Annotated in this window: 21 protein-coding genes and 2 tRNA genes; 18 read left to right on the top strand and 5 right to left on the bottom strand. The window is 37.0% G+C overall.

Features of this window, described 5'->3' with window-relative positions; translation table 11 throughout:
• The first annotated feature begins 83 nt into the window (after positions 1-83).
• Positions 84-156: transfer RNA gene (locus tag KTE19_RS09850), tRNA-Asn, on the top strand.
• 52 nt (positions 157-208) lie between these two features.
• A tRNA-Thr gene (locus KTE19_RS09845) sits at positions 209-281 on the top strand.
• Between the two features lie 189 nt (positions 282-470).
• Here the strand turns inward: KTE19_RS09845 and KTE19_RS09840 are convergent.
• Positions 471-1,604 (bottom strand): site-specific integrase, encoded by a 1,134-nt coding sequence (locus tag KTE19_RS09840; RefSeq protein ID WP_217342193.1) that lies wholly within the window; start codon positions 1,602-1,604, stop codon positions 471-473.
• 238 nt (positions 1,605-1,842) lie between these two features.
• Here KTE19_RS09840 and KTE19_RS14000 point away from each other — a divergent pair, with 238 nt between their 5' ends.
• The gene (locus tag KTE19_RS14000) at positions 1,843-3,429 is read left to right on the top strand and encodes an S-layer protein (RefSeq protein WP_249778633.1); all 1,587 of its coding nucleotides are present in this window, start codon (positions 1,843-1,845) and stop codon (positions 3,427-3,429) included.
• A gap of 259 nt (positions 3,430-3,688) precedes the next feature.
• Here the strand turns inward: KTE19_RS14000 and KTE19_RS09830 are convergent, their stop codons facing one another.
• On the bottom strand, positions 3,689-4,309 hold the full coding sequence (locus tag KTE19_RS09830) for an Ig-like domain-containing protein (protein WP_217342192.1): 621 nt from the start codon (positions 4,307-4,309) through the stop codon (positions 3,689-3,691).
• Between the two features lie 415 nt (positions 4,310-4,724).
• A complete protein-coding gene (locus tag KTE19_RS09825) occupies positions 4,725-5,462 on the bottom strand; it encodes an XRE family transcriptional regulator (RefSeq protein ID WP_217342191.1) in 738 nt (245 codons plus the stop codon).
• Between the two features lie 169 nt (positions 5,463-5,631).
• Between KTE19_RS09825 and KTE19_RS09820 the strand changes: the two genes are divergently transcribed.
• The gene (locus tag KTE19_RS09820) at positions 5,632-5,865 is read left to right on the top strand and encodes a helix-turn-helix domain-containing protein (protein ID WP_035180843.1); all 234 of its coding nucleotides are present in this window, start codon (positions 5,632-5,634) and stop codon (positions 5,863-5,865) included.
• Positions 5,866-6,011: 146 nt separating this feature from the next.
• On the opposite strand, the gene KTE19_RS09815 is transcribed toward KTE19_RS09820, so the two are convergent.
• Complete coding sequence (locus KTE19_RS09815; protein WP_217342190.1) at positions 6,012-6,155, bottom strand: hypothetical protein; 144 nt, start codon at positions 6,153-6,155, stop codon at positions 6,012-6,014.
• Positions 6,156-6,406: 251 nt separating this feature from the next.
• Here KTE19_RS09815 and KTE19_RS09810 point away from each other — a divergent pair, with 251 nt between their 5' ends.
• The 11 genes from KTE19_RS09810 (at position 6,407) to KTE19_RS09760 (ending at position 14,503) form a co-directional block, all read left to right on the top strand.
• Positions 6,407-6,559, top strand: coding sequence for a hypothetical protein (locus KTE19_RS09810; RefSeq protein WP_217342189.1), 153 nt, complete (start codon positions 6,407-6,409; stop codon positions 6,557-6,559).
• A 230-nt stretch (positions 6,560-6,789) separates the two neighbouring features.
• A complete protein-coding gene (locus KTE19_RS09805; protein WP_008213892.1) occupies positions 6,790-6,990 on the top strand; it encodes a hypothetical protein in 201 nt (66 codons plus the stop codon).
• Positions 6,991-7,029: 39 nt separating this feature from the next.
• A complete protein-coding gene (locus KTE19_RS09800) occupies positions 7,030-7,194 on the top strand; it encodes a hypothetical protein (RefSeq protein ID WP_217342188.1) in 165 nt (54 codons plus the stop codon).
• A gap of 398 nt (positions 7,195-7,592) precedes the next feature.
• A complete protein-coding gene (locus tag KTE19_RS09795) occupies positions 7,593-7,919 on the top strand; it encodes a DUF771 domain-containing protein (protein WP_217342187.1) in 327 nt (108 codons plus the stop codon).
• Between the two features lie 319 nt (positions 7,920-8,238).
• Positions 8,239-8,397, top strand: coding sequence for a hypothetical protein (locus KTE19_RS09790; protein ID WP_169790410.1), 159 nt, complete (start codon positions 8,239-8,241; stop codon positions 8,395-8,397).
• Entirely contained in the window at positions 8,397-8,666 is a 270-nt protein-coding gene (locus KTE19_RS09785) for a hypothetical protein (RefSeq protein ID WP_054732696.1), read from the top strand. Before KTE19_RS09790 ends, KTE19_RS09785 begins: the two co-directional genes overlap by 1 nt.
• A 19-nt stretch (positions 8,667-8,685) precedes the next feature.
• Positions 8,686-9,543 carry a DUF1351 domain-containing protein gene (locus KTE19_RS09780; RefSeq protein WP_217342186.1) on the top strand — a complete coding sequence of 286 codons (858 nt, stop codon included), beginning with the start codon at positions 8,686-8,688 and terminating at the stop codon, positions 9,541-9,543.
• A gap of 2 nt (positions 9,544-9,545) precedes the next feature.
• Positions 9,546-10,223: an AAA family ATPase gene (locus KTE19_RS09775; protein WP_217342185.1), complete on the top strand. Its 678-nt coding sequence runs from the start codon at positions 9,546-9,548 to the stop codon at positions 10,221-10,223.
• 2 nt (positions 10,224-10,225) lie between these two features.
• Positions 10,226-11,581 (top strand): DEAD/DEAH box helicase, encoded by a 1,356-nt coding sequence (locus KTE19_RS09770; RefSeq protein WP_217342184.1) that lies wholly within the window; start codon positions 10,226-10,228, stop codon positions 11,579-11,581.
• A gap of 16 nt (positions 11,582-11,597) precedes the next feature.
• Positions 11,598-12,191 (top strand): DUF669 domain-containing protein, encoded by a 594-nt coding sequence (locus KTE19_RS09765; RefSeq protein ID WP_217342183.1) that lies wholly within the window; start codon positions 11,598-11,600, stop codon positions 12,189-12,191.
• 11 nt (positions 12,192-12,202) lie between these two features.
• Positions 12,203-14,503 carry a phage/plasmid primase, P4 family gene (locus KTE19_RS09760; RefSeq protein ID WP_217342182.1) on the top strand — a complete coding sequence of 767 codons (2,301 nt, stop codon included), beginning with the start codon at positions 12,203-12,205 and terminating at the stop codon, positions 14,501-14,503.
• A gap of 306 nt (positions 14,504-14,809) precedes the next feature.
• On the opposite strand, the gene KTE19_RS09755 is transcribed toward KTE19_RS09760, so the two are convergent.
• Positions 14,810-15,598 carry an alpha/beta fold hydrolase gene (locus KTE19_RS09755; protein WP_217342181.1) on the bottom strand — a complete coding sequence of 263 codons (789 nt, stop codon included), beginning with the start codon at positions 15,596-15,598 and terminating at the stop codon, positions 14,810-14,812.
• Between the two features lie 132 nt (positions 15,599-15,730).
• On the opposite strand from KTE19_RS09755, the gene KTE19_RS09750 reads away from it, so the two are divergent.
• The 3 genes from KTE19_RS09750 to KTE19_RS09740 are packed head-to-tail and all read left to right on the top strand — an operon-like array spanning position 15,731 to position 16,959.
• On the top strand, positions 15,731-16,045 hold the full coding sequence (locus KTE19_RS09750; protein WP_217342194.1) for a VRR-NUC domain-containing protein: 315 nt from the start codon (positions 15,731-15,733) through the stop codon (positions 16,043-16,045).
• A 1-nt stretch (position 16,046) separates the two neighbouring features.
• A complete protein-coding gene (locus tag KTE19_RS09745; protein WP_217342180.1) occupies positions 16,047-16,475 on the top strand; it encodes a hypothetical protein in 429 nt (142 codons plus the stop codon).
• The gene (locus KTE19_RS09740; protein ID WP_217342179.1) at positions 16,465-16,959 is read left to right on the top strand and encodes a hypothetical protein; all 495 of its coding nucleotides are present in this window, start codon (positions 16,465-16,467) and stop codon (positions 16,957-16,959) included. Before KTE19_RS09745 ends, KTE19_RS09740 begins: the two co-directional genes overlap by 11 nt.
• Positions 16,960-17,066: the final 107 nt, after the last annotated feature.

The raw sequence follows: 17,066 nt of genomic DNA, 5'->3' as shown, positions 1-17,066 counted from the left end.
CCGAACACAGCAGTTAAGCTTCTGCACGCCGAGAGTAGTTGGGGGATCGCCCCCTGCGAGGGTAGGACGTTGCCACGCAATATTCCGGCATAGCTCAGTTGGTAGAGCACCTGACTGTTAATCAGGTTGTCGACGGTTCGAGCCCGCCTGCCGGAGCTTTGTCAAAAAGTGCTAACGCGATTGTTAGCACTTTTGTGTACAAAATCATGCCGACTTAGCTCAGTTGGTAGAGCATCGGTATCGTAAACCGAGGGTCACAGGTTCAACTCCTGCAGTCGGCATAATTATACAAATTAGAAGAAATATTAAAATTAGGAATGCTGTTAAATAGGCATTCCTAATTTTTTTAATTTATAAAAACGTACTAGAAAGTATTAAAATATAAATAATAACGGGCAAATAACGGCCAAACGGGCAGAAGAAGTTTAACCTGATACAGAGTAAAATAACAAAATAAAAACGGAACCTTATTAAAGGTTCCGCTTGATTGGTATAGTTTCATCATGAGAGGAAAGGTTATCTAACTCTTCACGAATCTGTTGATCGTTTTTTGCTTTATATTCATCCATTAAATAGGAATAAATCTTTGTTGTTGTGGATACATCAGCATGCCCTAAACGCTTGGAAATGATGTAAATGTCAATTCCTCGAGATAGTAGGTAAGCTACATGTGAGTGTCGTAAAGAATGAAAGTGGAAGCCCTGTTTTTGAATCCCTAAGTCTTTTAGTATAGAACGCAACTTTTTATTAACGGCAGAGGATGATGGAATGGATTTATATTGATTAACAAAAATTAGTTCTCCATTATTGTGATCCTTCAAGATCTTTAATGATTTCAGCAATTCGTCATTAACTGCAATGATTCGATTTGAACCAGCCGTCTTGGTATCTTTGAATCCACCGCCTTCGGATGAATTCCAAGATTTAGTAATGCTAATCGTTTTAAAATTAAAATTAACGTCATTCCAAGTTAATGCTTGAATTTCCCCCAAGCGAGCACCAGTTAAAACGGCCGTCAGGATCATAAAAGTGGAGGTAAAGTGATAGTTTAAGTGATTCTCCAAATAAGCGATGAGACGCTTAATCTCAGCCACGTTGAGGTATTCCACATGCTTATCACGTGACTTATCATAAATAAGACTGACTCGCTGGGTGAAATCTTTATGAATCACATCGTCAAGAATGGCATTTTGAACGGTTGCTCTAATTAGTGAATTAACTTTATAAACAGTATCTTTTGCATGAGAATGACCATAGAAGTTAATAAATGCTTGATATTGTGGTCGGTCAATACTCTTTAAAGTAACATCACCGAAATAATTATGTAATACTCGACTAGTTATTTTATAGCGATTCTTAGTCTGATTCTCAATTTTGGGTTCTTTGTATGTGTGATAAAAATAGTCAAAATAGTCAGCAAACTTAGGATCTTTAGGAACGAGATCCAAACCATTGTGGATATCGATTTCCAATTGACTCGCAAATAGCTTTGCAGCTGATTTAGTTCTAAAGCCGCTCTTAGTTTTCTCATGTTCCTGACCATTGGCATCATAATAGTAGTATCTTACCTGGTATCCATGACCATGTTTACGTATTGATGGCATTATTACCCTCCTTTGGGTAATATACTAACACATAGTGGAGGGAATCCCCTTAATAGATCGATCATTTATCAATGATCATGGCATATAGATTACAGAAAAATGTTAAAGCCTTTACAACTCCTTTTTTCTTTTGCATTCAACCTTGATTATGTTATACTATTTACAGCAAGTTAGTTGAGGCATGTTTTTGCATGCCTAGGTAGCTTGAAAAAACAATTTTTTTGGGAGGAATTTATACATGAAGAAGTCATTGAAAAAGACTCTTTTTGCTGGCGTAGCTGCATTATCATTCGTAGCTGTTGCCGGTGTATCTAGCACAAATGCTAGTGCAAAATCATATGCCAAAGTTACATCAAACAAAGCTTTGACATCAGACGCTACTACTCGTAACGTTAACGTTAATGGTACAAACGCATTGTACACCAAGGCTGGTACTTTGAAAGGTGCCAAAACTGTTGCTTCTAAGACCACTTTAGTTGGCCTTAAGGACTCTAAACAAGGTCAAAAGAACTGGCGCGCATATCGTGTTGCTACTACTAACCGTGGCTCAGTTTACTACAAGGTTGTTTCATTTGATAAGACTTACCGTGGCTGGATCTACGGTGGTAAGAGCACTGCTTCATTCGCTGGTGGTATTGCTAAATACAGCACTACTACTGACGTTGCTGGTACTACTTCAGCAACTGCTTCTAACAGCTCATCAGCTTCAGCAACTTCTGCTTCATTCCAGACTCCATCAAATCAAACTACTGCTTTGACTGATGCTCAAAAGAATGCTACTTACAAGATTACTAAGGCTGGTACTGCTAACGATGGTACTGCGACTACTTATTCATATCCTGCATGGACTGAATACAAGAAGGGCCGTACCGTTACTGATGCTACCCCTTATGCTAACGATACCTTCAAAGTTACGGACCAAACTACCCGTACCCGTGAAGGCGACCTTTGGGTAAAGATTGCTGACACTAACGCTACTAACGGTCAAAAGATTAACGGCTGGATCAAGTACAGCGCCTTGACTGCTCAAGCTACTACTCCTACTACTAAACCTATTGCTGATAACCAAGTTAAGGTTACAATTCATGATATTTACACAAATAAAGATTTAGGTTCATTCTTATTGAATAAAGCTACAGGTGATATTAACGCTACAGTAACTATCGGTGCTGCTGCAAATATTACTAGCAGTGATGATATTAATACTGCTTTAGTTAAATTAGGTGCTTCTCATGGTGTACGAGGGTATTCTATTAACGGATTGACAACTGCACAACGTGCCGCAAACCAATCTGCATTCCAAGATGCTCAATATGGTAAGAATGTAACATTTAACGTTTCTTCTCAAGATGGAGCCAGTTTATTCACAAGTGCAGAAGTTCAACCAGGTCTTACTGCAACGGTAGTTGGTAATAATCCATCTGACGGTGATCAAGGTACGACTGCTCTTGCACCGACAGATGGTGTAGAAGTAAACGGCTCATTTGAACAAGCAAGTGACTTGGCATCTAGCATTGCTAATTTGAAGGCACTTTCTGGATCAACTAGTCAAACGTTCTCGGGCAGTTCAGTTTTAGCTGCAATCAAGGCTGCTAACTTAGATACCATTTATTATGCAGTTGATAATAGTGGTAAAGTATATACTAAGGATCAATTGAGCGCATTACCTACCGGTTCACAAATTAATATTGTTAAGGCTCAATTAACTAATGTTAATAATTCTTATACAATTCCTAATTCTAGTAATTTGAATGCTCAATTTACTTTGAACATTACAAAGAATGTTAATTATAATAAATCTAAAACTTTAGCTACCCAGTTTTAATAGAAATTATCTGTCGGAAGTTAGTTTTTGAATTTAAAATTGGTAATAAAAAAGCAAATCTGAATGGATTTGCTTTTTATTTTACATTGATTGAATTAATCCAATAATGGCCAAAATTTCGATAATAGTAAGAATTCAGTATTGTATTCAAAAAGGTTGATGCCTTACGGTATCAACCTTAAACGTATATATTTAGTTTTGATTAGTGGGGAATGCACTATCTTGAGTTCCCTAATTATTATATCAATTATTGCATTTATTAATTCAACGACAGCTCTAATTGCCAACTACCGTTGTTAAACTTGTACATTGCTGTTGTATTATGGCTTCCATCTTGGACATACCAGACATCACCGTTTTGATGTCCGGAAACATCAGTAGTGTTGTCTGGTGCAATGGATGAAATTGTAATTTTTCCATCAAGTGAAGATTGCTTAGTTGGTTGTACAGAACTACTTGATGACGATGCTGAAGATGAGGATGAACTACTGCTTGCCACAGGAGTTTGTGTATTGCTGCTACCTGAAGCTGGCGTAGTTGTTGTGGAAGGAACATTCGTCCGATAAACTAAAAATCCCTTCTTAGCAACCTTATAGCCGTGTTTTGAGGAGACTACAAAATATTTATAGTCAAGAGGCAAAGTTTTTTTGATATGGATATTAAACTTACCCGTATGATCTGCTTTTCCAGTGGCAATTATATGTTTATCTTGTAGTACGTGAATAGTTGCTCCCTTTTCAGTGCGGCCACTAATTTTATGAGCTGTGGAAATTACTAATGAACGGCTGTGAATAAATCCACGATTAAGTTTCTGAGCACTAGTTATAGAAGTAAATAAGAATGGAAGTGATAACCCAACACACAACAATGTCTTTTTCATATTAAAATAATCTCCCTTATAAGTCAGCTTTTAATGTCTTCGGTATTTGGACAATTCTAGTTTAAATTATACCACTAATTATATTTTCTATTCAAAATCTAGCTCAACAACAGATTCTTCTAGTTGATCCAATATCTCATTAACTGAAATAAAGTGTCGCCATTTATTCGGATCATGTTTGGCAAGTCCCTTAAAATTACTGCTGATCTTATCGTGGATATTTACTAGAAATTTGTAATACATATTAGCTGCTTCACGATCGATTCTTTCCTGTGGCCAACGTTTATCCAGAGAACGTTGGTTATTTTTTTCGGTTAAATATTGACTATTTAGGACTCGAACCTAAGCAAACCACCTGGTTAGTCGGAACATATGTTCTTTTAAAACTTTAAATGAAGCCCCCACGTTTGGGAGCTCATAAAATCACTTTACCGATTACATTAACTTCATCACAATCAAACACCATGTCATCGTATGCCTTATTAATTGATTTTAAGGTAACGGTATTATCCTCATTTACATAAAACTTTTTACAAGTAACACCAACATCACGAATGTGGACGATCGCAATTTCACCATTCTCAACCTCTGGTTGATAGTGAATGAACACCTGACTACCCTTTTGTAGTAGGGGCTCCATAGAATCACCATCCACAGTAACTAATTCATCAGCACCAGCGGGGACCTTCTCACCAGCAATAAGCTTGTGGATTAATTGGGTATCTTGATCCTCACCATTAATAGGGGAACCGGCAGCAGTTGAACGACCGTAAGGAATATCAACCAGCGGTTTGTGGTTAAACATTGAAGTTACTTTTTCGTTATTCTGTTCGTCTAATTGGTTACTGGCATAATTGTAAACTTTTTCTTGACGATCAGAGTTTAACCTTTTATTAATCCTTAGAATTCTTCTATCACTATCAGTTAATGAACCAATCTCATTCTCTTTGAATCCAAGAATATATTCTGGGGTAGTGTGTAACGCTTTAGCAAAAGCATCCACATTATTTAGTGGAAATTCTCTAGTTTTATTAAAATACCTTGATAATGCTGACTTGGCCATGTTTACACGTCTGGCCAGTTCACTAAGTGTTAAATTCTGCTCATTTTTTAATTCAATAAGTGTGTCGACTATTTCGTCATTTGTTTTCAATAGAACCCCTCCTTGCTTACCATCACATTATAGCACCGTTCCCAATCGGAAACAATCAAGATATTAAAAAAACTTTTTGACTATTTTTTTAATTATCATGTTGACAATTGGGAACGAATACGATATTCTTTAAGTGTTCCCAAATGAGAACGTAAGGAGATGGAAAATTATGTCAGTAGATTTAAGAAGAGTCAAAGCTGAAAGAATTGCGAAAGGATATTCGCAAGAGGACATGGCCAAAATGCTAGGTTGGAAAAGCAGAGCAACATATTCCAAGCGGGAAACCGGTAAAGTTAGTCTGGGAGCTGATGAACTTGCAAAGATTGCGAGCGTGCTCGGATTCTCTAATGATGAATTAGGAATTTTTTTTACAATAACCGTTCCCAAAAGAGAACGAGCTTAGAAAGAGACTTTTCAGAGTAACGATCAACCTTTTATTTAGTCCAGATTCGTCCACACAGCCAGCATAGAAAGGAGGTGAGTTAAATGGATGGAATAACAGATGTGGATTGGAATGAAAAAGCCATTCCGAAGAATGACTAACATTGTTTATTTACCCTTTCGGTTCTTCCATGCGCCACGAAGATCCTTTTCATAACTTTGAATATCTTTCATAGCATCACCTTGGTTCTTGTAGAGATCAGCCAACTTAGACTTAGGTGCTAAATTACGAAGTCCTTGTGTACCATCCATTGCCTTCTTAAGTGATTCAGGAATTCCGAATTATAAAATAGTTAGTCAAAAAGGAGCGAGTTTAAACGAAAAAATGTTTGGCTAAAATTGAAGATTCACTAGATATAACAATTTTATTCACTATATGGTGCTGTACTAATTTTTGGCAATTGATCGTGGTCGGTATTGTGACGATCACAGCAATCATCTTTTTATTAGAACATTAACAGCTATTGAAACTAATGCGGGAATGATGAAAGGAGGTGAATAAAGTGAACCAAGACGCAGAAAAAACACCCCGAGCCATTTGTGGTAGTAAGGAGTGCAATAAGGAAAAAATCGTGCCAATGACAAAAGAATCGCGTAAAAGAGCATTTAATCTTTTATCAAAAATTCTTTCAGAGCTATACGAACCAAATTATTAGTTCGTTCATTCTCATACTGCTGAATAAATTTAAACATTTTGTTCGTCCAGTCGTCGTTGGGATTGCCGTTTTTGACATCTTCACGTATCCGCTCAATGTTCTCTTCATCATCAAACATGTCGTCAAACTTGTTTAAAATTCAGCGTATTTTTCATCAAATTCATCGCTTGTCACAATTTTCGAATTAATTAAATTATACGTCAGTAAATAATAGAAGGAAGTAATAAAAAATGGCAAAACCACGTTTAGTTTTAGAAAAGAAAGCACCAGAACCACGAGTATCCCGATTGATTAGCATTAACACTGATTTGTATAACCAGTTAATGGACATTAAGCACGAAACTGGATTAACTGTCACAGCGGTAGTTAATAAGTTTATCGCTTATGGAGTGAAGAATGTAGAAATTGAAGACAACAAAAACGACGATTAATTAATCCACGTCAGAGCTTATCAAAAGGAAGTGAGAAAGATGATTAAAACATTAAAGCAATTAATCCACGTTTCATGGGCAATCGAAAAAGACCTCCGTGTTATCGCAAGTAACACAGGGGTCAACAGTAAAGCTGAAATTAATTCTAAAGATATTATAAGTACTATGCGTTCAGCCATTCATGATAGTAACGCAGTAAATTGAGACTAATCAAATAAGAGGAAACGGCGAATTGTTACTTGAATGAGGTGTTGATTATGAAAAAAATATTCAGCGATTTAAAAATCATACGAATCTATGGATTAGCTTTTTTCATTGAAAAGCATCCACGGTTCACAAGAATCATTTCAGCAGTTTTATCAGCCATGGTAACCAGTTTGGCATGTTTGCTATTAAAGAAGTTATTGTAGCAACAATGATGGGCCAAACGATTCCACTTATTCTTCTTGACGATTGATAGGAATACAGCCATCAGGGAACTTCTTTGACTCTTTCAAAAGATCCTTTAATAGTTTACGTTCGGCTTTTGTTAATTCAGGAGTAATAGTTATCACCTCGATTAATTGGAATAAATAAATTATACAACTAAAGGAAGTGACAAAATGTCTCAAGTCATTAGTGCTAAAGTATCAATTCAAATTCCTGATAATTTTGAATTGATAAATAAGGAAGATTACCAAAAGTTAAAACGGGAATCAACCTTCGGACGGACTTGGAATTTAAACGATCTTCGTAAATGGTGTGGGAACAAATCACCACAATGGTTAAAAGAAAATTTCTTGGAAAATCCAAAATATTCACGGGAAATGCAAGCCTTAATGGATGATAGATATTTAGTCCATCGTGGCAGTAAAGGTAGTCCCTGGTTGTTTAAAGCTACCAAAATGCAGCAGTTCCTGGAGGATCATTGGACTGAATTCAATTGGTAAAAACATTAAATTCTTGGCAAATCTAATAATCGATCGTGACGATTTGATGAATCATACGACTTAGCCTCCTTAATGGGTTGAATTCAAAATTCTACAAATATTAAAAAGGAGTGATTTGATTAATGGAATCATTGGAAGTACTAGTTTTAGTGTTCTTAGCAGCCCTGGTCATTGAATACTTTATACCAACTGGGCGTCACTAAAAATAGAAAGGAAGTGATGGGGTGTTTCTATGTAATAAAAAAGCCCACTACCGCAAATGGGTGGACCAGCTAACAACTATAACTACTAATATTATAACACCTGGAGGGTCATCAGAATGAAAACATTAACAATACAGAACCGTATCAAACGTTTGAATATGATTATTGGACGCACACCCGTGGAAAAAGATCATAGCTTGTTGGCATATTTCTTTGTCCTAGATAAAGAAAAGCAACGACTATCTGAATATATTTTACATCACGAGGTGGAATAATGACTAAATTTTGGAAAGCAGTTGGTGTAATGGATTCCCAAATATTAGAAACTGGTGTCTCTCGTGCCGACGTTATGCGAAAGCTCAGCATAAAGTATCCGACTTACGTCGTAACTGGGACCGACAAGGATTTTATGAAGAAGCGGAAAGAACGAGTCCCAATTTATCCCGAACCAATTAGATTGATCTGCGGTAGAATCACAAAATCTAAAAGAAAAGAGATTGCAGAAATGAAGAATTCAATTGATCAACGACACTATTTACATTAAAAGATGGAGGTAAATATAAATGGCAAATGAATTATCCCTACCAGAATACACGATTGACTATCAGCTACCTGTGATTACAATTAATAATTTTGATCAATTAAAAACAGCTGTAGAAGCATATGCCAATAAATATCAAGGAATGGCAGTAACAGCTTCCACAGAAAAAGAATCAAAGTCTAGCCGGGCAGAGCTTCGGAAATTGAAGCAAGCTCTTGATGATAAACGTAAGGAAATTAGAAAAAAATATGCTGAACCATATCAACGGTTTGCAGCTCAAATTAAAGATTTGGAAATGACCCTGGATAGTTCGATTAATCCAATCGATGCTGGGCTAAAGGAATTGGAAGATCAGCAACGCCAGCTTCGCTTAAAACATGTTCAATCTCTGATTGCTGAAATGGCACCTAATTACCATGTGGAACCAGGCGAGGTTGAAATTGATCCTACTTGGTTAAATAAAACCACCACCAAGAAGAAAGTAACCGAAGGAATTGCTGATGTGATGGGTTACATTAAAAAGCAACACGATGATTTAAAAACCGGTATCAGTACTATTACCAAATATGCTCAAGCTTATCACATTGATCCGGCTGGTTGGATTGATCAATTAAAGCAAGGCCAAGATGTTAATTATTTGCTTCAAGCAATTGATAATCAGGTCAAACTAAATAAACAAAAACAGCAGACTCTGGAAGCACAAGCAGCAGAAGCACAAACACATCAAGTTCAGCAGAAAGGTAAAACGATTGATACCAATACTGGCGAAGTTGTTTCCCATTCAGTGTCTTTAAAAATAACGGCAACAATTCCCCAGATGAAACTGTTGAGGGCTTTCATGGATAGTAACCAAATTCGTTATCAAAGAGTGGGTGCTTAATCATGAAGACGATTGAAGCTAAAGATTTACAGCGAACCCGGAACTGGCGAGTCATTCTATATGCTAAACCCGGAACTGGGAAAACAACTTGTGTTAAATATTTACCTGGTAAAACTAGAATTTTTGATTTGGATAACTCCGCTAAAGTATTAGCTGGCATTAGCAACGTTACAGTCGATGAAATGGATCGAACTCACCCCGAAGAAGACATGAAGCAGTATCTTGAACATGCTTCAGAATTGATTGTTGGTTACGACAATTTAGTTATTGATAATGTATCAAGTTTTGAAAAAGATTGGTTTGTGGAAAAGGGGAAGGGTAGTCATAACGGCATCTCAAATGAATTGCAGGATTATTCACAGTGGACTAATTATTTTTCGAGAGTAATGACTGCTATCTACGCGTTGCCAGTTAATGTATTAACTACAGCTTGGGAGACACAACGCCAAATTACTACTGAAAATGGTCAGCAATTTAATCAATATGCACCCGAAATTCGTCAAAGTGTGATGGATGGAATGTTGGGATTATGTGATGTAGTCGGACGGTTGATTATTAATCCGAAGACTAACGGTCGTGGCGTTATGCTGCAAGGAAATGACTCGATTTATGCCAAAAATCGTTTGGACAATCGAACCATGTGTGCTGCTAAGGACTTATTTAGGTTTGGCGGTGAATAGTATTGCCATTTAAATTATTTGATTATCAACAACGATTGGTAGATGAAGCCCGTCAAAAACTTGCTGAAGGCAATCATGGAGTCTTGATCGTTTCGCCACCAGGAAGTGGTAAGTCGGTTATTATTGCCGAAATTGCCAGGTTAACGGTTGCTAAGGGTGGGCAGGTAATGTTTTTCGTCCACAGGCAAGAACTCGTGAATCAAATAACCCAATCTTTTCAGAAACAAGACGTTGATTTGATGCACTGCACAATTATGACTGTGGGTAAAATTGTTAACCGACTGGGGAAACTACCTAAACCAAACTTAATCATTTGTGATGAATCACAGCATAGTCGGGCAAAAACGTATTTAAAAATTTTTAAATACTATTCGGATGTTCCTAGGCTTGGATTCTCAGGCAGTCCGTGGCGAATGAACGGAGCAGGGTTTGACGATATTTATTCTGCTATGGTCAAAGGCCCCACGGTTAAGTGGTTAATTGAACACAAAAAACTAAGCCCATATAAATACTACAGTGTGACATTGTTTAATGACGAAAAGCTAAAGAAATCAAGCACTGGCGATTATACCAATCAATCTGTTAGTGATTCAGCAAAGCCCACTCTGTATGGCGATATTGTTAAAACTTGGATGGATAAAGCATTTGGACAGCGAACCATTGTTTATGCTCATGATACTCAACATAGCAAACAAATTGCGGCTGAATTTAGAAAAGCGGGTATCAGTGCAAAACATTGTGATTCTAAAACTCCTAGTGACGAAAGAAAACGTATTATGAGTGATTTTAGAAAGGGAAAGATCACTGTTCTATGTAACTTTGGATTGGTTGATGAAGGATATGACGTCAAAGAGTGTACGTGTTGTGTAATCGCACGGCCAACTGAAAGCTTGGTATTTGATATTCAAGCAACAATGCGTTGTATGCGATATTTGCCAAATAAAATGGCCACTATCATTGATCATGCAGCTAACTATACCCGTTTTGGTCTGCCTGATACTCCACGACAATGGAGCCTTGAAGGACGACCTAAGAAAAAACGGCAGAATAACACAAAATCAATTCCGGTCAAAACTTGTCCAAATTGTTTTGCCGTGGTACCGACACAATGCCGTGTTTGCCCACAGTGTGGTAATGAGATTAAATATGATGCTGATGAAATGGAAATTGATGAAACGGCCAGTATTGAAAAAGTTGGGGAATTTAAACTGACTACTGATTATTCAAAAATCCAGACGGCAAGAAAAAAGCCGGAAGATGCACAAAGTTACAAAGAGTTACTAGAAATCGCTAAAGCCCGTGGGTATAAAGCTGGTTGGGCCTATGTACAAGCTAAACGACTAAAAATGGTTAACTAATGGAGGAATTTTAAAAATGGCATTTATGCAAGCAAATTACAAGAACAACGAACACAAAGATTTTTCAGCTTTACCAAGTGGAAATTACGAGATGATTATTAAGTCAGCTCAGGAAAGAGCAACTAAGAAGGGAGCAGAATCATTGCAATTAGATTTAGTTGTTCGAAATGATTTAGATGGGGTTTCTGGATTAAAAAATACCAATGCCAAGTATCATAATCGCCATGTCTTTATGGATAATTGGAAAAAAGGAGATACTCATCAGTACGATTTGGATAGTTTCCAATACATTCTTGAAGCTGTTCAAATTCCAGAAGGAACACCATTGAATACAATTAATGATTTTACTAAAGCAGTTGCTAACAAGCCAGCCAAAGTGTATGTCAAAAAAACGGTTGATGATTATGGCGGTGAAAAGAAAGACATCAATCAGGTTGCCCCTTGGAATTTTAGCAAGAGTGATTATCCACAAGTGCAGCATGTATGGAAAGACCAAAAGGACGGTAAAAACCCATTTGCTGGTAATCAACCAGCATCAGCCCCAACAGATAATCCATTTGACAATTCTGGAGATTCAATTGATATTTCAGACGATGATTTACCGTTCTAGGAGGGTAAACAGTGGCATATGAAAACATTCCAAATGAATTACGGGCCTTAAAACAATGGGGACTGTTTCAGAAAATCTGGCAACCTGAGCGAAATAAGTACACCAAAATACCACACAATGCGCTTGATGGTGGGGCGGGAAAAACCAACGATCCTAGTAGCTGGACTGATTACCAAACAGCATTAGAAGCACTCCAAACGTATCAAATGGACGGTCTCGCGTTTTACTTTGCTAATGGTTATGTTGGGTTGGATATTGATCACATTGGGGATGAGTTGGAGAAATACGCTGCACAGGATTATCAACAAAATGAAGTTCAAGATGTGTTGACGATGACTAAATCCTATGTGGAGATTAGTTTATCCGGTACCGGGATTCATGCTATTTTTAAAGGCAAAATTCCTGGTGATCGTCGGCGCAAAGGTAACGTTGAAATGTATGAGTCCGGACGTTTCTTCGCGTTAACTGGGAAAACCATTGGTCCATATAGTGATCGAATAAACACACCACAACCGCAAGTGATGAAACTTATTTATAAACACTATTTTGGTGAAAGTAATGTGGTAAAACTTCCCAATCAGGCACCAATCAGGCCCAATGATTTAAGTGTTGATGAGATTGTTAAACGCGCGGAACTTTCACGGACCGGTAAACGTTTCAAGATGTTTATGCACGGTGGTTGGGAGGGCTTCTACAATTCACATTCAGAAGCTGATCTAGCCTTTTCCAATGATTTGGCCTTTTGGACGGGCCGTGATTTTAATAAAATGGATGAAATATTTCGAAAGTCTAGCCTTATGCGACCGAAATATGATGAAAAACATGGGAAAACCACTTATGGGGTTTCACTCCTTAACAAATCGATTAACGAAACGCGGGAAACCTTTAATCCACAGCAACATCCCTTGCATAAATATAATCTTAAATTCCTACAATCTAAGCCTAAAAAGAAATTACCACCTAGAAGTTGGGATGACACTGGGAATGCTGATCGATTTATTGATGTTTTTGGAAATTTAGTTAAATATTCCTATGTTGATAAGTCGTGGTATTTCTATAATGGCAGTTATTGGGAAATGGACGATCAGGGAAAAGCAGCTCAATTTGTTGATATGACCGTGGATAATATGAAAAATGAGAAGTTGCATGTTGCTGCCGGCGTGGATCCTGAAAAGGCCAAAGTAGCTTGGGAAAAGTTCTTGAAGAAGTCGCGTAGTCATGCTGCCAAGCAAGCCATGATAAGTGAAGTGCAACATCGGGTTCCAGTATTGCATGGGCAGTTTGATCAAGACAAAACTTTATTGAACACGGTTAATGGTTATATTGATTTAACTTCGGGTATCTTAAAAGATCACGATATTAAGAAAATGTTCAGTCATCAGACAAGCGTGGAATATACCGACAAAATCGATTGTCCAGAATGGGATGAATTTTTAAATCAAATTTTTGCTGGTGATCAGGAATTAATCCATTACATTCAAAAAGCAGTTGGGTATTCTGCCACAGGAAGTATCAAGGAACAAGTGATGTTCATTTTGTATGGAAATGGCCGCAATGGTAAATCAATTTTCATCGATACTATTTCTGATATTTTGGGAACTTATGCCAAATCAATGCAAGCCGATTCAATTATGGTACGGCAAAATAAATCGGGAGCCAACTCGGATATTGCTCGGTTGGAAAGCGCCCGATTAGTTACCTCAAGCGAACCTAATGAGGGTGTGAGATTGGACGAGGGATTGGTTAAACAATTAACCGGTGGCGATAAAGTAACCGCACGGTACTTATATGGTAAGGAATTCGAATTCAAACCACAGTTTAAGCTGTGGTTAGCCACTAACCATAAACCAATCATTCGTGGTACTGATGACGGAATTTGGCGACGGTTGATGTTAATTCCATTTAAGGTAAAAATTCCCGATGGCCAAGTTGATAAAAACCTAAAGGATAAATTAAAACGTGAATCCGTGGGAATCCTTAATTGGGTCGTTGAAGGTTCTTTATTATGGCAACGAGAAGGCTTGAATCCACCAATAAGTGTCACTCGTGCCAGTCGGCAATATCGTGAAGAAATGGATGTTATTAGTCTATTCGTGGATGATTGCTGTGAAGTGGGTGATAGTTACCGATCACCTGCAGGAGAACTTTTTAAGAAATATCAATCCTGGGCAAAAGACAATTCCGAATATTCTATGAGTAAACAGAAGTTTAGCCGTGAAATGAAACAGAAATTTGAATATAAGCAAAGCAATGGTCGATTTTATTTAGGATTAAAAATTAGAGATGATCCTAGATTGAATTGGACAAAATAATCTTTTTGGACGGATGGACGGATAAGTGGACAGATAACGGACGGATGATTTATAAGCCAAAATCCTTGTGGCTCTAAGTATTATTACTCCTTTTATTACTATGGACGGATAAATTAATAAAAGTATATAAGATAAAAGAGTAAAAAGATATATAAATAAAGGTTTGTTGAAAAGATCCGTCCACATGGCAAAAAATAGTCTTTATTCTTACAGCCACAATGGATACAACAACTAAATTATCCGTCCATTTATCCGTCCAAAAAAAAGAAACATCCCTTGTGGTTGGCAAAAGATGTTTCCTGATTATTATTTTACGAATTCGGTAACTATTTTATTGAACTTGTCGGCTTCTTCAAAGAATAACATGTGGCCCACATCATTAAAGATTTCAAATTGACCATTTGGTAAATCTTCACTAACTTGTTTGACCAGTTTCCAATTAAAGAAACTCTTTTTACCTGAAATGACCAAACTAGGGATAGTTATTGTTTTAATAACATCGTGCCAATCATTGGCCATATGATTATAGAAAAGCGGAGAAATGAAATTCTCATTTGCTTTAACAGAATCATTAATTAATTCCGTTAAATCCAAATCTTTGTTGATGACAATTCCCTTAATAAAACTGGAAAGAGCCTTTTCTTTATCAGTGTACAAAGATTTACAAAAGTCTAAAGTTTGTTGATAATCTAGCAAGCCTGCATGATTATCTGGGGTTTCCAATGCCCAGGCTGGCTCATCAACAAATACAAATTTGCTCAAACGATCATTCTGGAATAAGTCCCAATATGACCAACCAATAGAGCAACCCATTGACCAACCTAAATAGGTAACATCCTTTAAATCAAGTGAGACAAGCAACTCGTGAATATCAGTTGCTAAGCGGGAAATTCTTTCTCCAGAAACAGCTTCATTTGATTTTCCGTGACCGCGTAGGTCGACAGTAATTACGTGAAAGTGTTTGCTCAATTCAGGAGTATTCTTTTGGAAATACTTTCCTGAACAACCATATCCGTGAACCATTAATAAATTTTTGCCGTGCCCAGATTCTGTATAGTAAATCTTGGCATTGTCGTTCGTTGTAAGATACGACATCTAATCATCCCTTTCAGACATAAGTTTATCCTTTTACTAGAACAAAAGAAGCGACTTTATAAATTGTTAAGAAATAATTAAGGCAATATTTATATTTGAATCTAATTAATAATTATTTGGAGGCGTGTAAAGATTAAATCAGAACATGAAATTCAAACAGAAATTCTTTTAGCATTATCGCGACATGATTGCACCGTTTGTCGCAGTAATGCTGGAAAGATTAAAACTGATGATGGCAGACGAATTATATTATTTCCGAAAGGTTGGCCGGACATTACCGGTTTTGAACATCACAGTGGAAAAATGATCTTAATTGAAGTTAAAAACGAACGAGGCAAGTTACGTGAAGATCAGAAGCGGTTTGCGCAGTTTATTAAGCAATATCCAGTGTTATATGGTGTTTGCCGTTCTGTAGATGATGCGTTGAAAATTATTGGAGGTAAATAAAATGACAGTAAAAATACTTGATAAGGAACTGTTTAAAATGTACCAAAATGCAATGGCAGAAAATATTCCCGATTGGAAGCGAATAGCCAAATTCGCCAAATTCATTGATAAATATTCCAATGATGAGACTATTTCTAACCGCGATGATTTAGCCAGTGTTATAGATGCAATTTTAAATCATGAAACAGTGAAATTGTCTGCACCAATGTATCGGTTGAAAATGAATGGCATGGTTGGTAGTGATGGGCAACAGTACGTTTCTCGGAGGATAGATAATCGTGGTGGGTATTTCATCTGTGGAATTCGTAACCCACACGTCGATCGAGGTGAAATTACGCAGCAATTTACACGTGATGAAGCCGAGTTTTTGAAGGATTTGTTAAATAATTCAAGCATTCAAAGTGTGGAGGAGAATAACGATGAAATATAGTGAAGCAACCAAGTTAATTAAAGGATTAAGTAAAAAATATTCAATTTATAATAATGATAAGTATTATTTTGAAATTATTTATAAAAGTAAGTCTATTGCATGGGTTGATAAGCAACAACAGCTTAGTTTTGGTCATGTTAATACTTTAGCTTCCGAATTTGATAAGCTACCTTATAGTTATAAGCTATGGATGATTCTAGCAGAATTGGCAATGACACCTCTTGATAAGAGAAAAGATGAGCGTAAGTGGAATGTGATTGTCGGTAACGATAACTCTGGAGTCGGTAACGTTGTTTGCTGGGAAAAGTCAGATAGTGAATTTCCATATATACTATGCTTTTCAAATCAAATTTATTTATCCTGTGATGATGGTACTTTTACCGATGAAGAGTTTAGTGATTTGATCAAACATATCAAAACACTTCCTAACGGTGAGTGGCAAGCAAGGGTTGCTGAACACGGTAAGACTGAAGTTAAAGAGTAACGAAGACTAAAGAGTTTATAAAAGGAGAGTGACGATAATGAACAGACAAATTAAATTCAGAGCATGGCATATGTACATTTTAGATGCAGCTTGTGGAAGCCGAATGT

The sequence above is a fragment of the Lentilactobacillus dabitei genome (assembly GCF_019061365.1).
Taxonomy (GTDB): Bacteria; Bacillota; Bacilli; order Lactobacillales; family Lactobacillaceae; genus Lentilactobacillus; species Lentilactobacillus dabitei.
This window is presented reverse-complemented; position numbering and strand designations above follow the sequence as displayed.